The sequence below is a fragment of the Pseudomonas sp. GW821-FHT01C01 genome, assembly GCF_059422645.1.
The window spans coordinates 1-20,878 of record NZ_JBWKXF010000067.1; the positions used below are offsets into that span (position 1 = coordinate 1).

Genomic DNA, 20,878 nt, shown 5'->3' on the forward strand with positions numbered 1-20,878 from the left:
CCCCCCCCCCCCCCCCCCCCCCCCCCCCCCCCCCCCCCCCCCCCCCCCAGATTGCGTCCAGGGTCTCGTGGGCTCGGAGATGGGTAGAAGAGACAGAAAGTGGAGTGTCAGACACATTAATGTTGACTGACACTCCACTTTCGCGAGCAAGCCCGCTCCCACAGGTTCGGTGTTCAGTCTCTATAATTTGGGGGTGCCCAAGACCCTTCATCAAAGCTTCAGGCCTGTACCCATGAATTCCCAAAGCATCATCGTCCCGAAAATCTCCACCCTGCCGGTGCACGAACCCCGGGCCAGGGCCGTTGTGCGCTGGCTGGTGCGCAAGAACATCATCCAGGAAGAACTGACCACTTGCGGCCGCACCGGCAACCGCATGGGTCACGCCATCGCCGAGGGTGCCCGTGAGGTAGTCCTGCATCCGGAAGCGCTGCCGTTTGGCGAAGCCGTTAACGGCCTGGAAATTGTCACCAAGCGCTGCATCTATACGCCGGCCAAGGGTTTCCTTGAAGAAGCAGGCTGCGCCGAGTGCCGCAAGGAAGTCGGTGAAGCCCTGTTCGAAAGCCTGGAAGACTGGATGCCAGGGCGCACCGACAACTTCACCTGCCCGGAATGCGGGCATGAAGACGACATCAACGGCTTTCTGTTCCTGCAGGAATGCGGTTTCTCCAACCTCGGTTTCATCTTCAACAACTGGGCCGAAGCCGGGTTCAAACAGAGCTTTCTCGATGAATTCGCCGATTGGCTGGATCATCCGGTCAGCTGGGTCAAAGTCGAACTCTGAACCCTGTAGGCGCGAGCTTGCTCGCGATGAACTTTCAGGCCACGCGGGTTTCCAGGCAACCCGCATTATCGTTCACGACCATCGCGAGCAAGCTCGCTCCTACAAAAAAGCGCCCCGTATGTCAGTAATGCCAATAATAGACAGAGTTTTACATTGAACCCGAGAGGGTGTCTGACTATAATGGCGCGCTTCCATTTTCCCGCTCGGGAGCCCCCGCGATGCTGCGTATCAGCCAAGAAGCTCTGACATTCGACGACATTCTCCTAGTGCCCGGTTATTCCGAGGTACTTCCTAACGAAGTCAGTCTCAAGACCCGCCTTACCCGTGGCATCGAGCTGAATATTCCACTGGTTTCCGCTGCCATGGACACCGTCACTGAAGCCCGTCTGGCAATCGCCATGGCTCAGGAAGGTGGTATCGGCATCATCCACAAGAACATGACCATCGAGCAGCAAGCTGCCGAAGTCCGCAAGGTCAAGAAGTTCGAAGCCGGTGTCGTCAAAGACCCGATCACCATCGAGGCTGACGCCACGGTGCGTGACCTGTTCGAACTGACCCGCATGCACAACATTTCCGGCGTTCCGGTGCTGCACGATGGCGACCTGGTCGGCATCGTCACCTCCCGTGACGTGCGCTTCGAAACCCGTCTGGATGCCACCGTACGTGAAGTGATGACGCCTAAAGAGCGTCTGGTCACGGTCAAGGAAGGCGCCAACAAGAACGAAGTCCGTGAGTTGCTGCACAAGCACCGCCTGGAAAAAGTCCTGATCGTCGACGACAAGTTTGCCCTCAAAGGCATGATGACCGTCAAAGACATCGAAAAAGCCAAGGCTTACCCGCTGGCCAGCAAGGACGATCAAGGTCGTCTGCGCGTTGGCGCGGCGGTCGGCACCGGTAAAGACACCGGTGACCGCGTAGCCGCCCTGGTCAATGCCGGCGTTGACGTGGTGGTGGTCGACACCGCACACGGTCACTCCAAAGGCGTGATCGACCGCGTTCGCTGGGTCAAGCAGAACTTCCCTGAAGTGCAGGTCATCGGCGGTAACATCGCCACCGGCGCTGCCGCCAAGGCCCTGGCCGAAGCCGGCGCTGACGCGGTCAAGGTCGGTATCGGCCCTGGCTCGATCTGCACCACCCGTATCGTCGCCGGTGTCGGCGTGCCGCAAATCAGTGCCATCGCCAACGTCGCCGCTGCCCTTGAAGGCACTGGCGTGCCGTTGATCGCCGACGGTGGTATCCGTTTCTCCGGTGACCTGTCCAAGGCCATCGTGGCCGGTGCTTCCTGCGTGATGATGGGCTCGATGTTCGCCGGTACTGAAGAAGCACCGGGCGAGATCGAACTGTTCCAGGGCCGTTCGTACAAGGCTTATCGCGGCATGGGTTCGCTGGGCGCCATGTCCCAGGCTCAAGGTTCCTCCGACCGTTACTTCCAGGACTCCTCGGCAGGCGCCGAGAAACTCGTTCCGGAAGGCATCGAAGGGCGTGTTCCGTACAAGGGCACCCTGAGCGCGATCATCCACCAGTTGATGGGCGGCCTGCGCTCTTCGATGGGCTACACCGGTAGCGCCAACATCGAAGAGATGCGCACCAAGCCCGAGTTCGTGCGGATCACCGGCGCTGGCATGGCCGAGTCCCACGTGCACGACGTGCAGATCACCAAAGAAGCGCCGAACTACCGCGTAGGTTGAGCCTTCAAGCAACAAGCTAAGCAACCGGGGCTGTTTTATTCAGCCCCGAGTTGTTTCTGAATCACGACTGTTTCCGAATTTTTTAGACGAGACTGAATCATGGCCCTCGACATTCACGCTCACCGCATCCTGATCCTCGACTTCGGTTCCCAGTACACCCAACTGATCGCCCGCCGCGTGCGTGAAATCGGCGTGTACTGCGAACTGCATCCGTTCGACATGGACGAAGATGCGATCCGCGAATTCGCTCCTAAAGGCGTCATCCTCGCAGGCGGCCCGGAGTCGGTCCACGAAGCCAACAGCCCTCGCTGCCCGCAAGCCGTTTTCGACCTGGGCGTACCGGTCTTCGGTATCTGCTACGGCATGCAGACCATGGCCGAGCAACTGGGCGGCAAGGTTGAAGGTTCCGAGCTGCGTGAGTTCGGTTACGCCCGCGTCGACGTGGTCGGCAAGAGCCGCCTGCTTGACGGCATCGAAGACCACATCGACGCTGATGGCCTGTTCGGCCTCGACGTATGGATGAGCCACGGTGACAAAGTCACCAGGATGCCGAGCGATTTCCACATCCTGGCCAGCACCCCGAGCTGCCCGATTGCCGGCATGTTCAGCGATGAGCGTCGTTACTACGGCGTGCAGTTCCACCCGGAAGTGACCCACACCAAACAAGGCGGTCGCATCCTGTCGCGCTTCATCCTCGACATCTGCGAGTGTGAAGCCCTGTGGACTCCGTCGAAAATCGCTGAAGATGCCATCGCCCAGGTTCGCGCCCAGGTCGGCACCGACAACGTGCTGCTTGGCCTGTCCGGCGGGGTTGACTCCTCCGTGGTTGCCGCGCTGCTGCACAAGGCCATCGGCGATCAGCTGACCTGCGTCTTCGTCGACAACGGCCTGCTGCGTCTGCACGAAGGCGAGCAAGTGATGGCCATGTTCGCCGAGAACATGGGCGTCAAGGTGATCCGCGCCAACGCCGAGGAGCAGTTCCTGGGCAACCTGGCCGGCGAAGCCGACCCGGAGAAGAAGCGCAAGATCATCGGCCGTACCTTCATCGACGTGTTCGATGCCGAATCCTGCAAACTGGACAACATCAAGTACCTGGCCCAAGGCACCATCTACCCGGACGTGATCGAGTCGGCTGGCGCGAAAAGCGGCAAGGCCCACGTGATCAAGTCGCACCACAACGTGGGCGGCCTGCCGGAAGAAATGAACCTCAAGCTGGTCGAGCCACTGCGCGAGCTGTTCAAGGACGAAGTCCGTCGTCTGGGCCTGGAACTGGGCCTGCCGTACGACATGGTCTACCGTCACCCGTTCCCGGGCCCGGGCCTGGGCGTGCGCATCCTCGGTGAAGTGAAGAAGGAATACGCCGACCTGCTGCGTCGTGCCGACCACATCTTCATCGAAGAACTGCGCAAGGCCGACTGGTACCACAAGGTCAGCCAGGCATTCGTGGTGTTCCAGCCAGTGAAATCGGTTGGCGTTGTGGGTGATGGCCGTCGTTACGCCTGGGTCGTGGCCCTGCGTGCCGTGGAAACCATCGACTTCATGACCGCACGTTGGGCACACCTGCCTTACGAACTGCTGGAAACCGTCAGCGGCCGCATCATCAATGAAATCGAAGGCATCTCCCGCGTCACTTACGACGTGTCGAGCAAGCCGCCAGCGACCATTGAGTGGGAATGATCCACTGCAGGCCCTGATGGCCTGAAGACTGGACCACATAGAGCCGCGTGAAACCTGAGTTTCACGCGGCTCTTTTTTGTGCGGGGCTCGCTGATCAGCGTCTCAGGGAACCCGGGTCAGTGTCATGCCCATGTCGGTGAGGGCGTCCATCAAAGCCTTGAACGTGCCAAAACGCTGGTTGTTGATGTTCCATTTCGAATTCGTGATGTAGTAGCCTTTGGCATCGTGTGCAACAGGCGTGCGCACCAATGACCCGGTCTTGCTGCGGTGAACCAGTTCAAACTCGCTGCCGGTTTTTTCGAGGGTAATCATGCCGGGCTTCTTGAGAGCAACACTCAAGGCCTGCTCCCTGACCAGCCCAGGCGGCAACTCCAGTTGTAGCCGCAAGTCGTTTTTGACGAAGACTGGCGTCAGCTTCTCCGGATCGGCACCGGTTCTTCCCGGATCTGGCTCGATGCCTCTGGCCTGGCCTGCTTCGGCACTCTCGATGCGCAGGCCGATACCACCTTCGAGCTCGCTGACCCCCGGCACTGCGTTAAAGGTATTGGCGTGAGTTTCACCGACCAACGCCACCCAGCGATGTGCACCTCTGGCTGCCTGGTCTGCATCGATGACCGTCTTGGCGAAGTAATTCATCATTTCTTGCCGATAGTTGGCGGATGCGCCGGAAATTCCTCTCGATTGATAACTGGCCGTGCAGTCAATGGCCTGCACGCGGATGTGGTTTTTCTGTGCGGCCTTGACCACTTCGCGAAAGGAAAAACGACCGGAAGGATCAGTTCTGTGCCCTTTGTCGAGCTGTTTCAGGTAACTCTCCAGATCCTCCGAAAGATCGCCACCCCTGTTGAAGATGTCCAGATCGGCCTGATGATAGTCAGTGAGCAAATGCTCCATGTACAGGGTCTTGACCTTTTGCTTGGCGAGCACGTCCATGTTTTCGATGAGAAATTGCTTGCTGCCGACGCTCGAGTGGTTTTCGCCGATCACCAGACTTGGAGATTCCTTGAGCAACGTCTTGATGATGTCTTTCGGTTTGCTGGCCGCGCTCAGAGCCGGGATGGTGGGGCGCGGCGGCAACGAAGCGTTGGCAAAGTAGTCATGTGCATCCCGGTACAAAGTTTTGCGCAATGCCTTGAACTGGCTGGTGCGCCCCTCCGGGTTTCGGATGTTGACGAAATCGTCATTCAAAGCGTTGTCGTCCACTTCGTTCCAGGCCACGGGCTTGAGTTCCTGTCGTAACTCGGTGGGAATATCGTAGGGTGTCGGGGTGCTATCGACGTCGGGCAGAGGGGCGGCCGGGCGTCCCCACGGCAGCTGGTCGAAAAATTTCCCGCCCCCCTTCAGTCCGGGGCGACCGAGAAGTTCCCATTCACCTTCGGCGTTCAGGCGAACCGGCAGGTTGCGGTGGAAGGAGAATGGGTTGGCCGGCTCGATGATGACCCAGGTTTTCATCTCGTTGACGTATCGGACCTGATAGTAGGAATAGTCGATCTCGATGTAGTTGCCGCCAGTCGGGGGCTGATAAATATTGCGATACTTGCCTTCGTCGCTGACCACTTGCAGACCATCGAGAATTTCATTGGTCTCGAAAGGGGCCAGCGGGCTTTCGCTTTCCAGGGGCGGGACTGGTCGCGTGGTAATCACCGGGGGGCGGGGCGTGGCGCCGGCGGTGTATTCAGGCTCGGCGAGGTTTTCCTGGGGGGTGAACTCTTCTTTGGCGCTGCCGACTTCCGATATTTCAACGGAGCCACGCAAGGCCAGCAGATTGAAAACGGTATCTATGCTGCTGGTGATGGCGCCAATGACACCGCTCTTGCGGTCGGCGGCGCTGTTTCCGTTAACGGCCTCAACGATGTTCAGGCCGATGTTGGCCAGACCGGCACCGACGGCCGCCAGGGCGACTGGCCAGCCGACGACGGCCATGGCACCAAAAAGGCGGGTGAATGTTGACAGGTAACCGACCCACATTTTCTCCCGCAGATCGCCATTGGATCGTAGGGACAGATCGGCATCGTCGAACATGCGCTCTCTGACCGAGTCGCGCATCCAGGTGAAGGCGTCCACGTCCAGCGCGGGTCTGTCCAGATTGAGCTGACTGTTGTCGTAGGAACCGCCGAAAAAGAGCAAATCGAGGGTGTGGTTCAAACCGACGTTATCTTCATCCTGTTGTTGGGCCGACAGTGGAAAATGCGACATGAAGCGTGAACGGTTGTCGGGCTTGTTGTTCTGGTTCATCAACCACCAGTGCAAATCGTGGGGCGTCTCGAATACATGGAATGCATCCAGCTCGCCGGGCGTATAGACGATCTGGTAACCCTTTTGATCGCTGATGCACAGGATGTCGGTGGATTGGTAATTGCCGATGGTCAGGGGCGTGACCCGAAGGCCTGTGACGACGGGCGCTTCGGCCTTGAGCATGTCCAGGGTGATCGGCCAGGAGATATTGCCGGCCACGGCCTTGAGCACGGTTTTGAGGTTTTCGTTGCTCAGGCGTGAGCCGTCATGTTCTTCCAGGGCCTTGGATATGAAATTGAGTTTGGCCAGGGTCCGATAGTCATCCGAATGGTTGACCCAGAAATTGCCCATCTTTTCCCAGTAGAGGTCATGGAAATTGATCCGCCAAAGATCTTTGATGACCTTGCTGGGGTACATCCGTACTTCGTTGGTTTCGTTGTAGATGCGGGCGTTTGCTCCCTCATTGTAAAAACCACCATCACTGTCCAGCAGGTCGGCGTTGTCCTGGTCATGGGCGTGGAAACGCTGGATGACCAGTTGCGGCAGCGTCAATGATTCGATGGGTTTGGGGTAGTGCTCCCAGAACAGGAAGGCTGTGTCGCTGCTAACCGAGGTGTTGTCGAAGCGGTGCCACCAGACGTTATCCGGATCGATGTGCTCTGTGCCGTATTTGTCCAGAATGCCTTGGGCTTGGGCATGTGCCATATCGTACATATCGGGGCATGCTTGCACGAACGGCACCACAAGGTCTTTGAGAGCCAGTTCGTCAAACGGATCGGGAAGCAGGGTTGGAGTTTCGTTGTTGTTCATTTCTCTCTCCTTGAAAAATGAGGGGGTAGGTGGGGGCACTATGCGGTGCTTACATCGATGAATATGTAGGATCCGGGGCGCGTGTCGGGTTGAGATCATGGATAGGTGCTGTGAGAAAGAGTGGCTCCGGCGTCGCGTAAACAAGCCCCCGGCCGCGAGTCCGGGGGCTTGTTGCTTATATGCCTGGCACAACAGGCAATGCCTTACAGCGGCAGACGACCTTCGAGGTCCATGCCCATGCGGCTCAGGGCCCAGGACAGTTCATTGATACTGGCGTAAGGCACCTGATGCAGATCAGTCCATGTCGGACGATTGATCAGAAACTTGCCATCAACCGTACGCTCGACCAGCGTGCGTGCGATCTGGCGGTCTCGGCCGCGATGAATCAACGTCCAGGTGCCGTCGACTTTCTCGAAGGTGAACATGCCTTGGCGAAACAGCAGGCGATTGAGTTCCGCCGGTGTTCTTGTCAGTAATGGCGTTGGCATCTTCACATTCAGATCGGCGTACAACGTATCGAAGTCCCCGCTGACATGTTCAGGTTGCGTGGAGAACCCCCGTCCCACTTCAATGCCCCGGTCAGTCTCGATCAGCAGGCTTTGTTCGGGTAGCACTTCTTCGATGCGCAAGCCGATACCGCCCTGCATTTCACTGATGCCGGCCATGCCGCGAAAGGTGTTGGTGTTTTCCTCGCCCGTGAGCACAACCCACTTGCCCGCGCCATTGAGCGATTCGTTGGCCTGCATGATCGTGTGGGTGAGGTAATTCTTGATCGCTTGTTCATGCGTGTCAGGGAGTGGCGAGCCAGGATACCGATAGCTCGCCAGACAGTCAGTCGCCTGAACCCTGATCCCGTTGACTCGCGCAGCCTTGACCACTTCAAGCGGCGTGTACTGCCCGGACGGATCGCTTTGCAGCTGTTGCAGCGTTTCTTCCAGGTCATCGGACATTTCCCCGGTGCTGAAGAAAGTGTTCAAGTCCAGTTGGCTGAAATCGTTGAGCAGACGATGGAAGTAGAGTGTTTTGACGCCCTGCCTGGACAGGGTCGGCATGTTCTCGATGAGAAAACGCATGCTGGCAATGCGGTCCTGACTCTCACCGATGACCAGGCCATTTGCAGCATCCAGCGCCTGCTCGATCAGTTCTGTGGCAGTGGTCGAGGGCGTGACGGCGGGGACGGCCGGGCGGGCAGGCAAGGACGTGGAGAATCCGTTGCGAGCAAAGAAGCTGCGAGCGTCCCGTGACAATTCTGCACGAGGGGCGGCGACGTATTCGTCGTAGGTGGTTATGCCTTTCATTGTGCCGTCGGGCAAACGGCTGATTTTGACGTGGGTCTCCGGTTTGCCCATCGCCAGCTTCCTGAGGCTGAATCTTTGCGGTGCATCGTAGTTTGTGGCGGGTTTGCGTTGCGTGATTTGTGGCCGGGGTTGAGTGACCCCTGGCGACATTCCCTGCAGATCGTTGCCGCCACCCTTCAGGCCGGCCCGTGGTGTCAGCTTCCACTCACCTTGAGCGTTCAGGCGTACCGGCAATGAGCCTGAAAATGCGTTCGGGTTTTCAGGATCGATAATCGCCCAGTTGCCGACACCGTTGGCGTCGGCCTCATAGCGTACGTACCAGGCCGCATCGTTGAGCATGATGGCTGTCGAAGGATTACCGTTTAGTCGATAGATACCCTGGAATTTTCCGGGGCTGGTTTCGGGTGTTATCCCTTCGAGCAATTCGTTGGCTTGCCAGTGCTCGGGTATGGTCGGTTGCTGGACTTCGGGTCGCACCTGGCCGAGGTCCTCAATCACCGAACCCGCGCCCTCAGCCTCGCCAGCGACTTCAGGCCAGCCCATCGGCTGCATGCCTTTTTCGATCAATGCCTGTTTCAGTTCAGCGAGGTTATCCACGGTCATGGAATCGTGGGTTGGCCCGAGCGGAGTATCCAGATTCATCCGGCCGCCGGGGGTCATTCTGATCACACTGTCGGCCATTCGGTTTTCGGCATTGCGATAGACCACCAACAGGCTGCTTCGATAGCGCTGAAAGGTGAACATTCCCGGTTCCGGCAGCAGCGCTCGAAGTTCATGTGTCGTTCTGTAGGCCCACGGCGTTTGCATTTGTACACGCCAGTCGCCATTGATGCGGTCCTGGATGTGGTCGAAACCAGTGATATCGGACCCTGCTTCTTCGACAGGTGAATCCGGATAGTCTGCATATTCCACCGCTAATCCAGGATCGGTGCCGATGGGCTGTGCCTGACCCGGTGACACATCATCGATTCTTACACTCAGGGCGTCGGTCTGCTCGCTGATGCCCTGGTAACCCCTGAAGCTTGCCATGTGTTCCTGATCGACCAAGGCAATCCATTTGGCTGGTCCCTTCAGTTCTTCATTGAACCGAATGACCTCGCTGGCAAAGAAATTCCTCATCATCATGCTGTTCGGATTGCGGGTGAGGGGGCTTTCGTTGATGTTCCAGGTCGTCGTCATGTCGATGGCCTGAACACGGATGCGCTGGGCATTGGCTGCCTTCACCAGGGTCAGCAGATTGAATCTGCCCTCGGGGTCGTTGCCGGCCTTGATGTCGAGTTTTTTCAAATAGTTCTCCAGCTCTTCGGGCATTTCGCCGGTTCTGGCAAAGGTGTCAAGATCGAGCTGATTGACGTTGGCCAGCAGCTCCTGCAAGTACAGGGTCTTCACGCCGTGACGGGCAAGGGCGGGCATGTTTTGAATCAGGAACTGTTTGCTGCCGATACTGCCGCGGCTCTCGCCAACGATCAGTCCCGGTTTTTCCGCGAAGGCGGTGTCGAGCAGTTCGGTCGATGTGTTTAACACCCGTGCAGGGACTGGAAGGCGAGGAGTCGGGGGATTGAGCTCGTAGTAGGCGTTTGCATCGCTGATCAGATTGTTGCGTGGCTCTTCCTGGTCCAGGTCGAACTCGCTCAAGGACTCCGTGAACTCGTCGATAGGGGACATCAACACACTGCGGGCGCCGACGGTATCTTCATCGATCCCGAGCACACTGCGCACGTCAATGTCGCCGAGGGTCCACACCCGCCTGTACAGATTGCGCACATCGGGTCCACCGAGTGCCCAGGCCCTCATTTCCGGGTCTTCGAGGCCGGGCACATGAATGCCCGGTGTACGCGCCCATTCTTCGACAACGGGCTCACTCGTCGCGCCAGCCGTCGCAACTGACGGCACGATCATTCCGCCTCTCAGTCCCAGGCGCGGGATGATTTCCCATTTACCCGCAGGACTCAAACGCACAGGAATCGAACCGGAGAATGCATGGGGATTTGCCGGATCGATGATGGCCCAGGTGCCACGGCCGTTGATATCGGATTCATAGCGCACGTAGTACGCGCTGTCGTTGAGCTTTATCGCGGACGAAGGGTTGGAAGCAAGCCGATAGGTGCCTTGAAACTTGCCCGGTTCGCGAACCAGTGTGTCGTCGCTGAGCGATACATTGATCTTGAAAGATTCCGGCACCTTCACCGTAGGTTCAACATTGACCGGTGTTTCAACGGCCACCTCGGTCGGTGCAGGTTTGGGGGCTTTGGGCAGTTGTGTTGTCTCCTTCAGCTCAGCCATTTCCTTCGCCTCGGCGGCGTCGATCTCGGAGCCGACTTCTTCCAGCGACCCCGGCCCCTTCAGCACCAGCAGATTGAACAGCACATCGATGCCGCTGAGCACCGCGCCAAGGACGCCGGCCTTGCGATCCTCGGCCGTTTTGCCATTGACCGCCTGATCGATGTTCAACCCCATGTTGGCGATGCTGGCGCCGATCACCGGCAGTGCGACCGGCCAGCCGATCACCGCCATCGGACCGAACACTTTCACGCCGGCGCTGAGATAACCGATCCACAGTTTTTCACGCAGATCGCCATTGGAAGTCAGCGATAACGCGGCCTCGGAGAACATCGCGGCTTTGGTCGAGTCTCGTAGCCAACTGAAGGCATCGCCGCTGATCACCTGGTTTTTCTGGTTGATCAGATGATGGTCGTACTTGCCCCAAGTCTGGACCAGCCGATTCATCAGATCGGTGATGCTCTCGGTGATGTCCTGCCGATCGGACAGGGAAAAATGCGTCAGGAACGCCTGTCGCGCCTCTTCCATGTTCATCCGCTGCAACATCCAGAAGTGCATGTCCGTGGCAGTTTCCAGTACCTGGAAGGCCTCGGTGTCGCCGGGCAGGTAAATGATTTGCCGGCCCTTGGGCGCGACAAACCGCAGAATGTTGGTCGAGACATAACCGGCGACATCCAGCGTACGAACGTTGTCGGCGCCAGGGTGCTGTGATTGCAACAATTGCAGGCTGATTGGCCAGGAAATCGGGCCAATGACGGCCTGAGTGACGAACTGGAAATCTGCGTCACTCAACTGGCGTTTATCCCGTGCCTGTACGGCACTGAGGAGAAAATTGCACTTGGCCAAGGTGCGGAAGTCGGTGCCGGAATCGTTCCAGAAGGTCGTCAGTCGTTCGTTGTAGAGCGAGCTGAAGTCGACGCTCCAGAAGTCCTTCAGCACGTCGTTGCCGTGCAGGCGCACTTCGTTGGTTTCATTGAAAGTGCCGGCGCTCGGGCCAGCGGTATAGAAGCCCGCATACACATCGAGCAGATCGGCGTTGTCCTGATCGGCGGCACGGAAGCGGTGGATCACCAGTTGGGTCAAAGTCATGGACGACGTCGGTGTTGCGTTGGCATGTTCCCAACCGGTAAAGGTTTTGGAGCTGCTTTGGGACGCGTCGAAGCGGTGGAAGTACACCCGATCCGGATCAAGGCCGGTGATGGCGTACTTCCTCAGTAAATTGCTCGCGACCTCGTGAGCGGTGTCTTGCAGGCTCGGGCATGTCCGGATGATGCGGGTGGCGATGGTCTTGAGGGCAGCCTTGTCGGCGGCATTGGGTAATGGGCGGGTTTCTGTCGTGTTCATGCACGTTCAATCCTTGAGAAATGGCTCGTCGAGATTGGCCCGTTTGCTCAAGGAGGGTGCACTACATAGTTATGCTTTTTGGCGATTCGCCAGGGTGTAGTGTCAGCGTCTGGCCACATCCGAAAAGTAGAATTTGTCCAGCGTATGCCGTGACTCGGTGTACTCGAACTGTCGACCGTCCTGGAGGAAGGTCTGGTTGCTGACCACGATCACATGGCTCTGGCCGTCCAGGTCCAGGTGTTGCTGATCGTCCTTGCTCCGGGGCACTGCTTCGATGGTGCGCTGGGCATAGGCGATCTGCAATTGCAGGGTCTGTTCGATGAAGGCGTAGATCGAGTGTTCGGCGATATCACGGGACAGGCCGGGAATCACATCGCTCACAAAATGGTTGATGTCGAGGATCACCCGTTTGCCATCGATCCGCCGCACCCGTTTGATCCGCGTGATCAGGCTGCCTTCTTGCGCCTTGATGTGTTCCAGCAGGGGACCTTCAAGGGGGATTTGCGTGAACTCGACCACGTCGGTGCTGACATCGTTGCCCAGCCGTGGATAGGTTTCCTGGAAACTGACGATGCCGCCGAGCTGGAATTCGATCGGGTTGGTCGACAGCACGAACGTGCCTTTACCGTGGACTTTCTGGGCGAAGCCGCGCTCCTGAAGTTGCTCGATGGCTTTGCGCACGGTGCCGCGACTGGCCTGATAGCTCTCCATCAATTCGGTTTCGGAGGGCAACCGGGCACCGCGTTCCAGGCGTTCGGTGGTAATGCTGGCAAGCAGATCGCTATAGATCTGGTTGTATTTACTCATGGGGATGGCTCTGTGCCGCACTGTACTCAAGGCTTTGAACCTTAAGGGCAGGGTGGGGGTTTGTCCATGGCGCAGTTGATGTGCGTTTGTAGCAGCTGCCGAAGGCGGCGTTCGGCTGCGAAGCAGTCGCCAGCCCTGCGCATGGGGTTTGTCTGATAGACCTCATTGTTTGATTTCACGACTGCTGCGCAGCCGAACGCCGCCTTCGGCAGCTGCTACAGGGGATTTTTTTCGGTGGGGAAACGGGCCGTTTTTCAGGTGGTGGATAAACAAATTCAAACTCGTCTGTACGAGTTGTTGCTTTAACTCGTACAGACGAGTACTTTTCGCTTCGGCGTGCTGCCAATAACAAAAAACTACAGCGGAAGAACAAGCATGAGCCACGACTATCCGAATATCGCCAGCGAGTTGCTGCAAAGCCTCGGTGGCATCGACAACCTCGAGCAGGCTGCGCACTGCGTCACACGCCTGCGCCTGGCCCTGAAGGACCCGAGCCTGGTCCATAGCGGCACCTTGAACCAGATCGATCTGGTCAAAGGCTCGTTCTTCACCGGTGGCCTGTTCCAGGTGGTTATTGGTCCCGGTGAAGTGGAAAAGGTCTACGCCGAACTGCGCCGTCAAACCGGTCTCGCCGCTTCGACCATCGCTGACGTTAAACAAAAAAGCGCCGAGAAGATCAACGCCATGCAACGGCTGGTGCGGGTGTTTTCCGACGTGTTCATGCCGATCCTGCCAGCCCTGATCATTGCCGGCCTGCTGATGGGCATCAACAACCTGATCGGCGCCAAGGGCATGTTCATCGAGGGCCAGACCCTGCTGGATGCCTACCCGAAACTTGACGGGCTCTGGAGCCTGATCAACCTGATGGCCAACACCTCGTTCGTGTTCCTCCCGGCCCTGGTGGGCTGGTCGGCGGCCAAGCGGTTTGGCGGCAGCGAAATCCTCGGCATTGTGCTTGGCCTGATGCTGGTGCACCCGGACCTGCTCAATGCCTGGAACTACGGCAAGGCGGTAGCCGGGCTGGATGGCCAGAGCCTGCCGTACTTCGACATCCTCGGTGTGTTCCAGATCGAGAAAGTCGGTTATCAGGGGCAGATTCTGCCGATCCTGCTGGCGGCCTATGTCATGAGCACCATCGAGAAATGGTTGCGGGCGCGGGTGCCTAACGCGGTGCAATTGTTGGTGGTGCCGATCACCACCATCGTCGTGACGGGTGTGCTGGCACTGGCAGTGATCGGCCCGGTAACCCGGCATCTGGGGATTCTGATCACCGAAGGCGTGGTCATGCTGTTCGACCTGGCGCCGATGGTCGGCGGGGCGATTTTCGGTTTGCTCTATGCGCCGCTGGTGATCACCGGCATGCACCACATGTTCCTGGCAGTCGACCTGCAGCTGATTTCCACCCAGGGCGGGACTTTCATCTGGCCGATGATCGTTATGTCCAACCTCGCCCAGGGCAGTGCGGCACTGGCGGTGTTCTACATGACCCGCAATGTGCGAGACAAAAGCATGGCCTCGACTTCAGCGATTTCCGCTTACTTCGGTATCACTGAACCGGCGATGTTCGGGGTCAATCTTCGCTACAAGTTTCCGTTTTATGCGGCCCTGATCGGCTCGGCCCTGGGCTGCATCTTCCTGTCGCTGAACAAGGTCCAGGCGTCGGCGATCGGCGTCGGCGGGTTGCCCGGTTTCATCTCGATCATTCCGCAGTTCATTCCGATGTTTGTGATCGGGATGATCATCGCCATGGTCGTGCCGTTTGTTTTGACCTGTGGGTTGAGCATGAAAATTGTTCGGCCTGGGTATCGGGTCGCTTGATAGATCGCATTCGCGAGCAAGCCCGCTCCCACAGGTTGACCACATTCCCATGTGGGAGCGGGCTTGCTCGTGAAGGGGCCACAACGGTCACCGCATCAATTAATGGAAGGAATAGCGCCATGCAAGACTGGCAGCGCTCGGTGATCTACCAGATCTACCCGAAAAGTTTTCACAGCCACGCCGGCAACCCCACGGGGGATTTGCTCGGCGTCGTCGCCAAACTCGACTACCTGCACTGGCTGGGGGTCGATTGCCTGTGGATCACGCCGTTCCTGCGTTCGCCCCAGCGCGACAATGGCTATGACATCAGCGATTACTACGCCATCGATCCGAGCTATGGGACCATGGCCGATTGCGAGCTGCTGATCGCCGAGGCCGGCAAGCGCGGGATCAAGTTGATGCTCGATATCGTGGTCAACCACACGTCCATCGAACACACCTGGTTCCAGCAAGCCCGCAGCGGTCTCGACAACCCGTACCGCGATTTCTACATCTGGCGCGATCAGCCGAACAACTGGGAGTCCAAGTTTGGTGGTTCAGCCTGGGAGTACGAGGCCCAGACCGGTCAGTACTTCCTGCACCTGTTCGATCACACCCAGGCCGACCTGAACTGGGACAACCCCAAGGTGCGCGCCGAAGTGTTCAAGATGATGCGTTTCTGGCGCGACAAGGGCGTGGGTGGTTTCCGTCTCGATGTGATCAACCTGATCTCGAAACCGGCGGACTTCGCCGAGGACAACAGCGACGGTCGACGCTTCTATACGGACGGCCCGAACGTCCACGAATACCTGCAGCAAATGCACCGCGAAGTGTTCGAGGGCCATGACCTGATCAACGTCGGTGAAATGTCGTCCACCAGTCTCGAACACTGCATTCGTTACTCGCGACCCGAGTCGAAAGAGCTGTCGATGACCTTCAACTTCCATCACCTGAAGGTCGATTACCCGAATCTGCAAAAGTGGATTCGTGCCGACTTCGATTTCCTCGCACTCAAGCGCATCCTCTCCGACTGGCAGACCGGCATGCAGGCCGGCGGTGGCTGGAACGCTTTGTTCTGGTGTAACCACGATCAGCCGCGCGTGGTCTCGCGTTTTGGTCATGACGGCGAGCATCGGGTGGTCTCGGCGAAGATGCTTGGTACGGCGCTGCACTTTCTCCAGGGCACGCCGTTTGTGTACCAGGGCGAGGAACTGGGCATGACCAATCCGGGCTTCGATCACATCGATCAATACCGCGATGTCGAGACCCTGAACATCTTCCGACTCAAGCGTGAGGCGGGCGCGAGCGACGCCGACAACATGGCGGCGATCATGCAGAAGTCCCGTGACAACGGCCGCACACCGATGCACTGGAACGCCGAGCCGAACGCCGGTTTCAGCGCTACCGAGCCGTGGATCGGGGTGCCGGCCAACGCCGCGCAGATCAACGTTGCCAGCCAACTCGACGCCCCGGATTCCGTGCTGCATCACTACCGTCAGTTGATTGCCCTGCGCCGCACTGAAGCGTTGATGTCCGATGGCGTTTACCGGCAATTGCTGCCCGAGCACACGCAAATCTGGGCGTACGTTCGCGAAGGCAAGGGTGAGCGGTTGCTGGTGCTGAACAACTTCTACGGCACCTCGTGTGAAGTCCAACTGCCGGATGAAGTCATCAACGAAGCGATGAGCCAACGCCTGGTGATCAGCAACTTCCCGGACTGTCCGACGCGAAATCGACAGGTCTTTTTACGGCCGTATGAATCGTTCGTGCTGCACCTGACTGACCACTAACGCTTAACCATACAAGCACTGATTCAAAAACACGCAGAACGCTGCGCGGGGGAGTTTTGCGCGCCGATTTTGCCGAATCACACAATAAAAATAATGGGTGGCTTTTGAAAGCAACTATAAATCGCGGCCTTGTAGCCGCGAGTGTATGCCTGGTGTTGCCACTGTCGGCCCAGGCGCTGGAGTTTGGCGGTTACGTGCGCAGCGGTGTCGGGACTTCGACCAACAGCGGTAATCAGCAATGTTTTCAATTGCCGGGAGCGCAAACCAAATACCGTTTGGGCAACGAATGCGAGCAGTACGCCGAACTTGAGTTACGCCAGGATTTGTACACCCTGGACGACGGTTCGGTGCTCAGTGTCGACGGCATGGCGTCGCTGTATAACCAGTACAACAAGGACCTGACCTTCAACGGTGACAACGGCTCGGTGCGGATGCCGCAGATGTATGCGCAATGGTCGAACATGCCCAGCCTCAACGGCGGCTCGCTGTGGGCCGGTCGGCGTTACTACAAACGGAACGATATCTATATTTCCGATTTCTACTATTGGAACCAGAGCGCCACTGGCGGCGGTATCGAGGATGTGCTGATCGGCGATCTGAAATACAGCTACGCCTTCTCGCGCAAGGACAACCTGTATCAGAAGGACTACATCAGCCGCCACGACTTCAACGTTGCCGGCTTCAACACCAACCCCGGTGGCGCGCTGGAACTGGGCCTGAGCTACATCGACAAACCCGACAGCCGCGATGCTCATCGCGGTTGGGCGATCACCACCCAACATGTGCAAAAGGGTTTTCTCGGTGGCAAGAACAAACTGGCCTTCCAGTACGGCGAAGGCCCCGGTACCGGGTTGGGCTATACCGGTAACGTGAAGCTGGACGACAGCAACAAAAGCTACCGTGTGGTGGAGTTCTTCGACTGGCAGGTGACGCCGCGCTTTGGCGGGCAAATCGAGGCGGTTTACCAGAAAGACATTCGCCCGGACGGCGCTGACCAGAACTGGCTTTCGCTGGGCGTTCGTCCGGTCTACGCGATCACCGAGCAGTTCAAACTGGTGACCGAGCTGGGGCACGATCAGGTGGAGGCCACGGGCGGCACGCGCAAGCTGAGCAAATTCACGTTTGCGCCGACCTGGTCGCCCAAGGGGCCGGAATTCTGGGCGCGCCCCGAGGTGCGTCTGTATTACACCTATGCCAGCTGGAACGAGGCGGCCAAACGGGCGGCCAATGAACTGTCGGCGGGTTCGGCATTGTCCGACACCGGCGCTTTCGGCACGGCACGCCACGGTTCGAACGTCGGGTTGCAGGTCGAGTACTGGTGGAAATAAGCGATGCTGTCGGGGCCTCGCGCTCCATCGGCACTTCAAAGAACAAAACAGCAGGTGACGTCATGGCCACACCCCAACAATTGCAACTGCTCGCGCCTTTGTCCGGCGTACTGATGCCACTGGACCTGGTGCCGGATCCGGTGTTTTCCAGCCGCGTGATCGGTGACGGTCTGTGCATCGATCCGACCTCGCAAACCCTGTGCGCACCGTTGGCCGGGGTGATCAGTAATGTGCAAGCCAGCGGGCATGCCGTCAGCATCACCGATGACGACGGTGTGCAGGTGTTGATGCACATCGGCCTGGACACCGTGAACCTGGCCGGTAAAGGTTTTACCCGTCTGGTGGAGGAAGGTCAGCGGGTAGAGGCCGGTCAGGCGTTGATCGAGTTCGATGCCGATTACATCGCCTTGCATGCGCGCAGTCTGTTGACCTTGATGCTGGTGGTCAGTGGTGAGCCATTCACCTGGCAGGTGCCTGAAACGGGTGGTGTGGAAAGCGGCCAGCCATTGCTGAGCCTGAATCCCGGCGGGCAGACAATCGATGAGCCGATGCAGGAGGACGGTGAGGCGCTGTTCTCCAAACCGGTGACGCTGGCCAACCCGAACGGATTGCACGCTCGTCCAGCGGCGGTGTTGGCTCAGGCGGCGAAGGGTTTTTCGGCGAATATTTGCCTGCATAAACAGCAGAGCAGCGCGAACGCCAAATCCCTGGTGGCAATCATGGCGTTGCAGACGGCTCACGGTGACATCGTGCAAGTCAGTGCGGCGGGGCTGGATGCGGACTTGGCGATCAAGGCATTGACTGAGTTGCTGGTTGCAGGCTGCGGTGAAACAGTGACGCCAGTGGCTGAGGCAGAGAGCATCGAGGCGCCCTCGCTGAACGTTCTGCGCGGGGTGTGTGCGTCGGCGGGTTCGGCGTTTGGTCAGGTGATACAGATTACCGAGACGAAGCTTGAGGTGAGTGAACGCGGTGCCGGTTCGCACATTGAGCGCGAGCATCTGACTCGTGCGTTGGCCGAGGCGGTTCTGGCCTTGCAGCACTTGCGCGAAAACGCCATCGGCGACGCTCAGGCAGACATCTTCAAGGCTCATCAAGAACTGCTCGAAGACCCGAGCTTGCTGGATCAGGCCCAGGCGCTGATTAGCGAAGGCAAAAGCGCTGCGTTTGCCTGGCGAGCGGCGACCGAAGCGACGTCAGCACTGTTCAAGAGCCTGGGCAGCCCGTTGCTGGCGGAGCGCGCGGCAGACCTCGCCGACGTCGGCCAACGTGTACTCAAGCTGATCCTCGGTGTGGAGGATCGTGCGTTGGCGTTACCGGAAGGCGCCATCCTGATTGCCGAACAACTGACACCGTCCCAGACCGCCGGGCTCGATACCCGCAAGGTGTTGGGGTTCGCCACGGTCGGCGGCGGCGCCACCAGCCACGTCGCGATCCTCGCTCGGGCCTTCGGTTTACCGGCGATTTGTGGATTGCCCGCACAGGTGCTGGCGCTGGCCGACGGTACCCGGGTTCTTCTGGACGCCGATAAGGGCGAGCTGAATCTGGACCCGGACCTGGCGGCCATCGAGCAGCAGCAAGCCAATCGTCAGTTGCAACACAAGCGTCAGCAACATGAACTGGCGCACGCCGCGTTAGCTGCCTGTACCCGCGATGGTCATCACATCGATGTGACGGCCAACGTCGCTTCGCTGAGCGAAACCGAGCAGGCCATGACCCTGGGAGGTGAAGGCGTCGGCCTGTTGCGGTCGGAGTTCCTGTATCTGGATCGTAACCACGCGCCGAGTCATGACGAACAGGCCTCCACCTACAGCGCCATCGCCCGCGCACTGGGGCCGGCTCGCAGTCTGGTAGTACGCACGCTGGATGTCGGTGGCGATAAACCGTTGGCCTACGTACCGATGGACAGCGAAGCCAACCCGTTCCTCGGTATGCGCGGGATTCGCTTGTGCCTGGAGCGCCCGCAGCTGTTGCGTGATCAGTTCAAGGCGATTCTGAGCAGCGCCGGACTGGCCCGTCTGCACATCATGCTGCCGATGGTCACGCAGTTGTCGGAGTTGCAACTGGCCCGGCAAATCCTCGAAGAAGAGGCGCTGACACTGGGCCTCAATGAGCTGCCGAAACTGGGGATCATGATCGAAGTGCCCGCGGCGGCGTTGATGGCCGATCTGTTTGCGCCGCAGGTGGACTTCTTCTCCATTGGCACCAACGACCTGACGCAATACACCTTGGCCATGGACCGCGATCATCCGCGCCTGGCCAGCCAGGCCGACAGTTTTCACCCATCGGTACTGCGACTGATCGCCGGCACTGTGAAAGCAGCCCATGCCCACGGCAAATGGGTCGGTGTGTGTGGCGCCATGGCCTCCGAGACGCTGGCGGTGCCGCTATTGCTCGGGCTTGGGGTGGATGAGCTGTCGGTGAGCGTGCCGTTGATTCCGGCCGTCAAAGCGGCGGTTCGCGAAGTGGATCTGGTGGATTGCCAGGTTATCGCCCAACAGGTGCTGGGCCTGGAAAGTGCTGAACAGGTGCGCGAGGCCTTGCGGCTGTATCACGAGGCGACGGTCGATACTTCACTGGTTCTGGAGAACTGAGCATGTTCGAGAAAATGCAGCGGGCGTTCTGGAAAGCGTTGACGCCGGATCTGGTGGTGGATGAGCCGAAGGTGGCTGTCGAACCGGTCTCCGGGTTGGCAGCGAATGTCGTGGCCGCGCTGGGCGGTGTGGATAACCTCAAGTCTCAGCAGCCCATAGCGCTGACCCGGGTGCGGGTGGAATTGCGGGATGTGGCACGGATGGATCGGCAAGCGTTGACGATGGCGGGTGTGCCGGGAGTCATGACGCTGGATGATGGGGTGGTGCATCTTATTACCGGTCTGTAGGAGCGAGCTTGCTCGCGAAAGACATTAACGATAACGCGTTCGTCCTGAATGAACGCGTTGCTTTCAAGACCTTCGTCGGAACGCCGCCCGGAGCAAGCTCGCTCCTACAGGGCATCAACAACCATGGATCGACTGTGACCAGTCGCCGCTCTGCCCTTACTGTTT

At 58.8% G+C, this 20,878-nt stretch carries 11 protein-coding genes; 8 read left to right on the top strand and 3 right to left on the bottom strand.

The window, feature by feature from the left end; all coding sequences use genetic code 11:
* Nucleotides 1-232 precede the first annotated feature (232 nt).
* From AC07XF_RS26325 to guaA, 3 genes are all read left to right on the top strand, one after another.
* Nucleotides 233-781, top strand: a complete 549-nt coding sequence (locus AC07XF_RS26325) for a sugar ABC transporter ATPase (protein WP_495028832.1) — start codon at nucleotides 233-235, stop codon at nucleotides 779-781.
* A gap of 218 nt (nucleotides 782-999) precedes the next feature.
* The gene (gene guaB, locus AC07XF_RS26330) at nucleotides 1,000-2,469 is read left to right on the top strand and encodes an IMP dehydrogenase (RefSeq protein ID WP_007982835.1); all 1,470 of its coding nucleotides are present in this window, start codon (nucleotides 1,000-1,002) and stop codon (nucleotides 2,467-2,469) included.
* A gap of 99 nt (nucleotides 2,470-2,568) precedes the next feature.
* A complete protein-coding gene (gene guaA, locus AC07XF_RS26335) occupies nucleotides 2,569-4,146 on the top strand; it encodes a glutamine-hydrolyzing GMP synthase (protein ID WP_310057023.1) in 1,578 nt (525 codons plus the stop codon).
* 102 nt (nucleotides 4,147-4,248) lie between these two features.
* Here guaA and AC07XF_RS26340 read toward each other — a convergent pair whose 3' ends face one another.
* The 3 genes from AC07XF_RS26340 to treR all read right to left on the bottom strand — a co-directional run bounded on the left by AC07XF_RS26340 (nucleotide 4,249) and on the right by treR (nucleotide 12,920).
* Nucleotides 4,249-7,335, bottom strand: coding sequence for a membrane-targeted effector domain-containing toxin (locus AC07XF_RS26340; protein ID WP_495028833.1), 3,087 nt, complete (start codon nucleotides 7,333-7,335; stop codon nucleotides 4,249-4,251).
* Nucleotides 7,336-7,394: 59 nt separating this feature from the next.
* On the bottom strand, nucleotides 7,395-12,113 hold the full coding sequence (locus AC07XF_RS26345) for a membrane-targeted effector domain-containing toxin (protein ID WP_495028834.1): 4,719 nt from the start codon (nucleotides 12,111-12,113) through the stop codon (nucleotides 7,395-7,397).
* A gap of 102 nt (nucleotides 12,114-12,215) precedes the next feature.
* Entirely contained in the window at nucleotides 12,216-12,920 is a 705-nt protein-coding gene (gene treR / locus AC07XF_RS26350; protein ID WP_495028835.1) for a trehalose operon repressor, read from the bottom strand.
* 375 nt (nucleotides 12,921-13,295) lie between these two features.
* On the opposite strand from treR, the gene treP reads away from it, so the two are divergent.
* From treP to AC07XF_RS26375, 5 genes are all read left to right on the top strand, one after another.
* Nucleotides 13,296-14,738: a PTS system trehalose-specific EIIBC component gene (treP, locus tag AC07XF_RS26355; RefSeq protein ID WP_495028836.1), complete on the top strand. Its 1,443-nt coding sequence runs from the start codon at nucleotides 13,296-13,298 to the stop codon at nucleotides 14,736-14,738.
* Between the two features lie 119 nt (nucleotides 14,739-14,857).
* Nucleotides 14,858-16,507: an alpha,alpha-phosphotrehalase gene (gene treC / locus AC07XF_RS26360; RefSeq protein WP_495028837.1), complete on the top strand. Its 1,650-nt coding sequence runs from the start codon at nucleotides 14,858-14,860 to the stop codon at nucleotides 16,505-16,507.
* Nucleotides 16,508-16,611: 104 nt separating this feature from the next.
* Nucleotides 16,612-17,835, top strand: a complete 1,224-nt coding sequence (locus AC07XF_RS26365) for a maltoporin (protein WP_495028838.1) — start codon at nucleotides 16,612-16,614, stop codon at nucleotides 17,833-17,835.
* A gap of 62 nt (nucleotides 17,836-17,897) precedes the next feature.
* Entirely contained in the window at nucleotides 17,898-20,426 is a 2,529-nt protein-coding gene (ptsP, locus tag AC07XF_RS26370) for a phosphoenolpyruvate--protein phosphotransferase (protein WP_495028839.1), read from the top strand.
* A 2-nt stretch (nucleotides 20,427-20,428) separates the two neighbouring features.
* On the top strand, nucleotides 20,429-20,713 hold the full coding sequence (locus AC07XF_RS26375; protein WP_495028840.1) for a PTS sugar transporter subunit IIB: 285 nt from the start codon (nucleotides 20,429-20,431) through the stop codon (nucleotides 20,711-20,713).
* The last annotated feature ends 165 nt before the right edge of the window (nucleotides 20,714-20,878 follow it).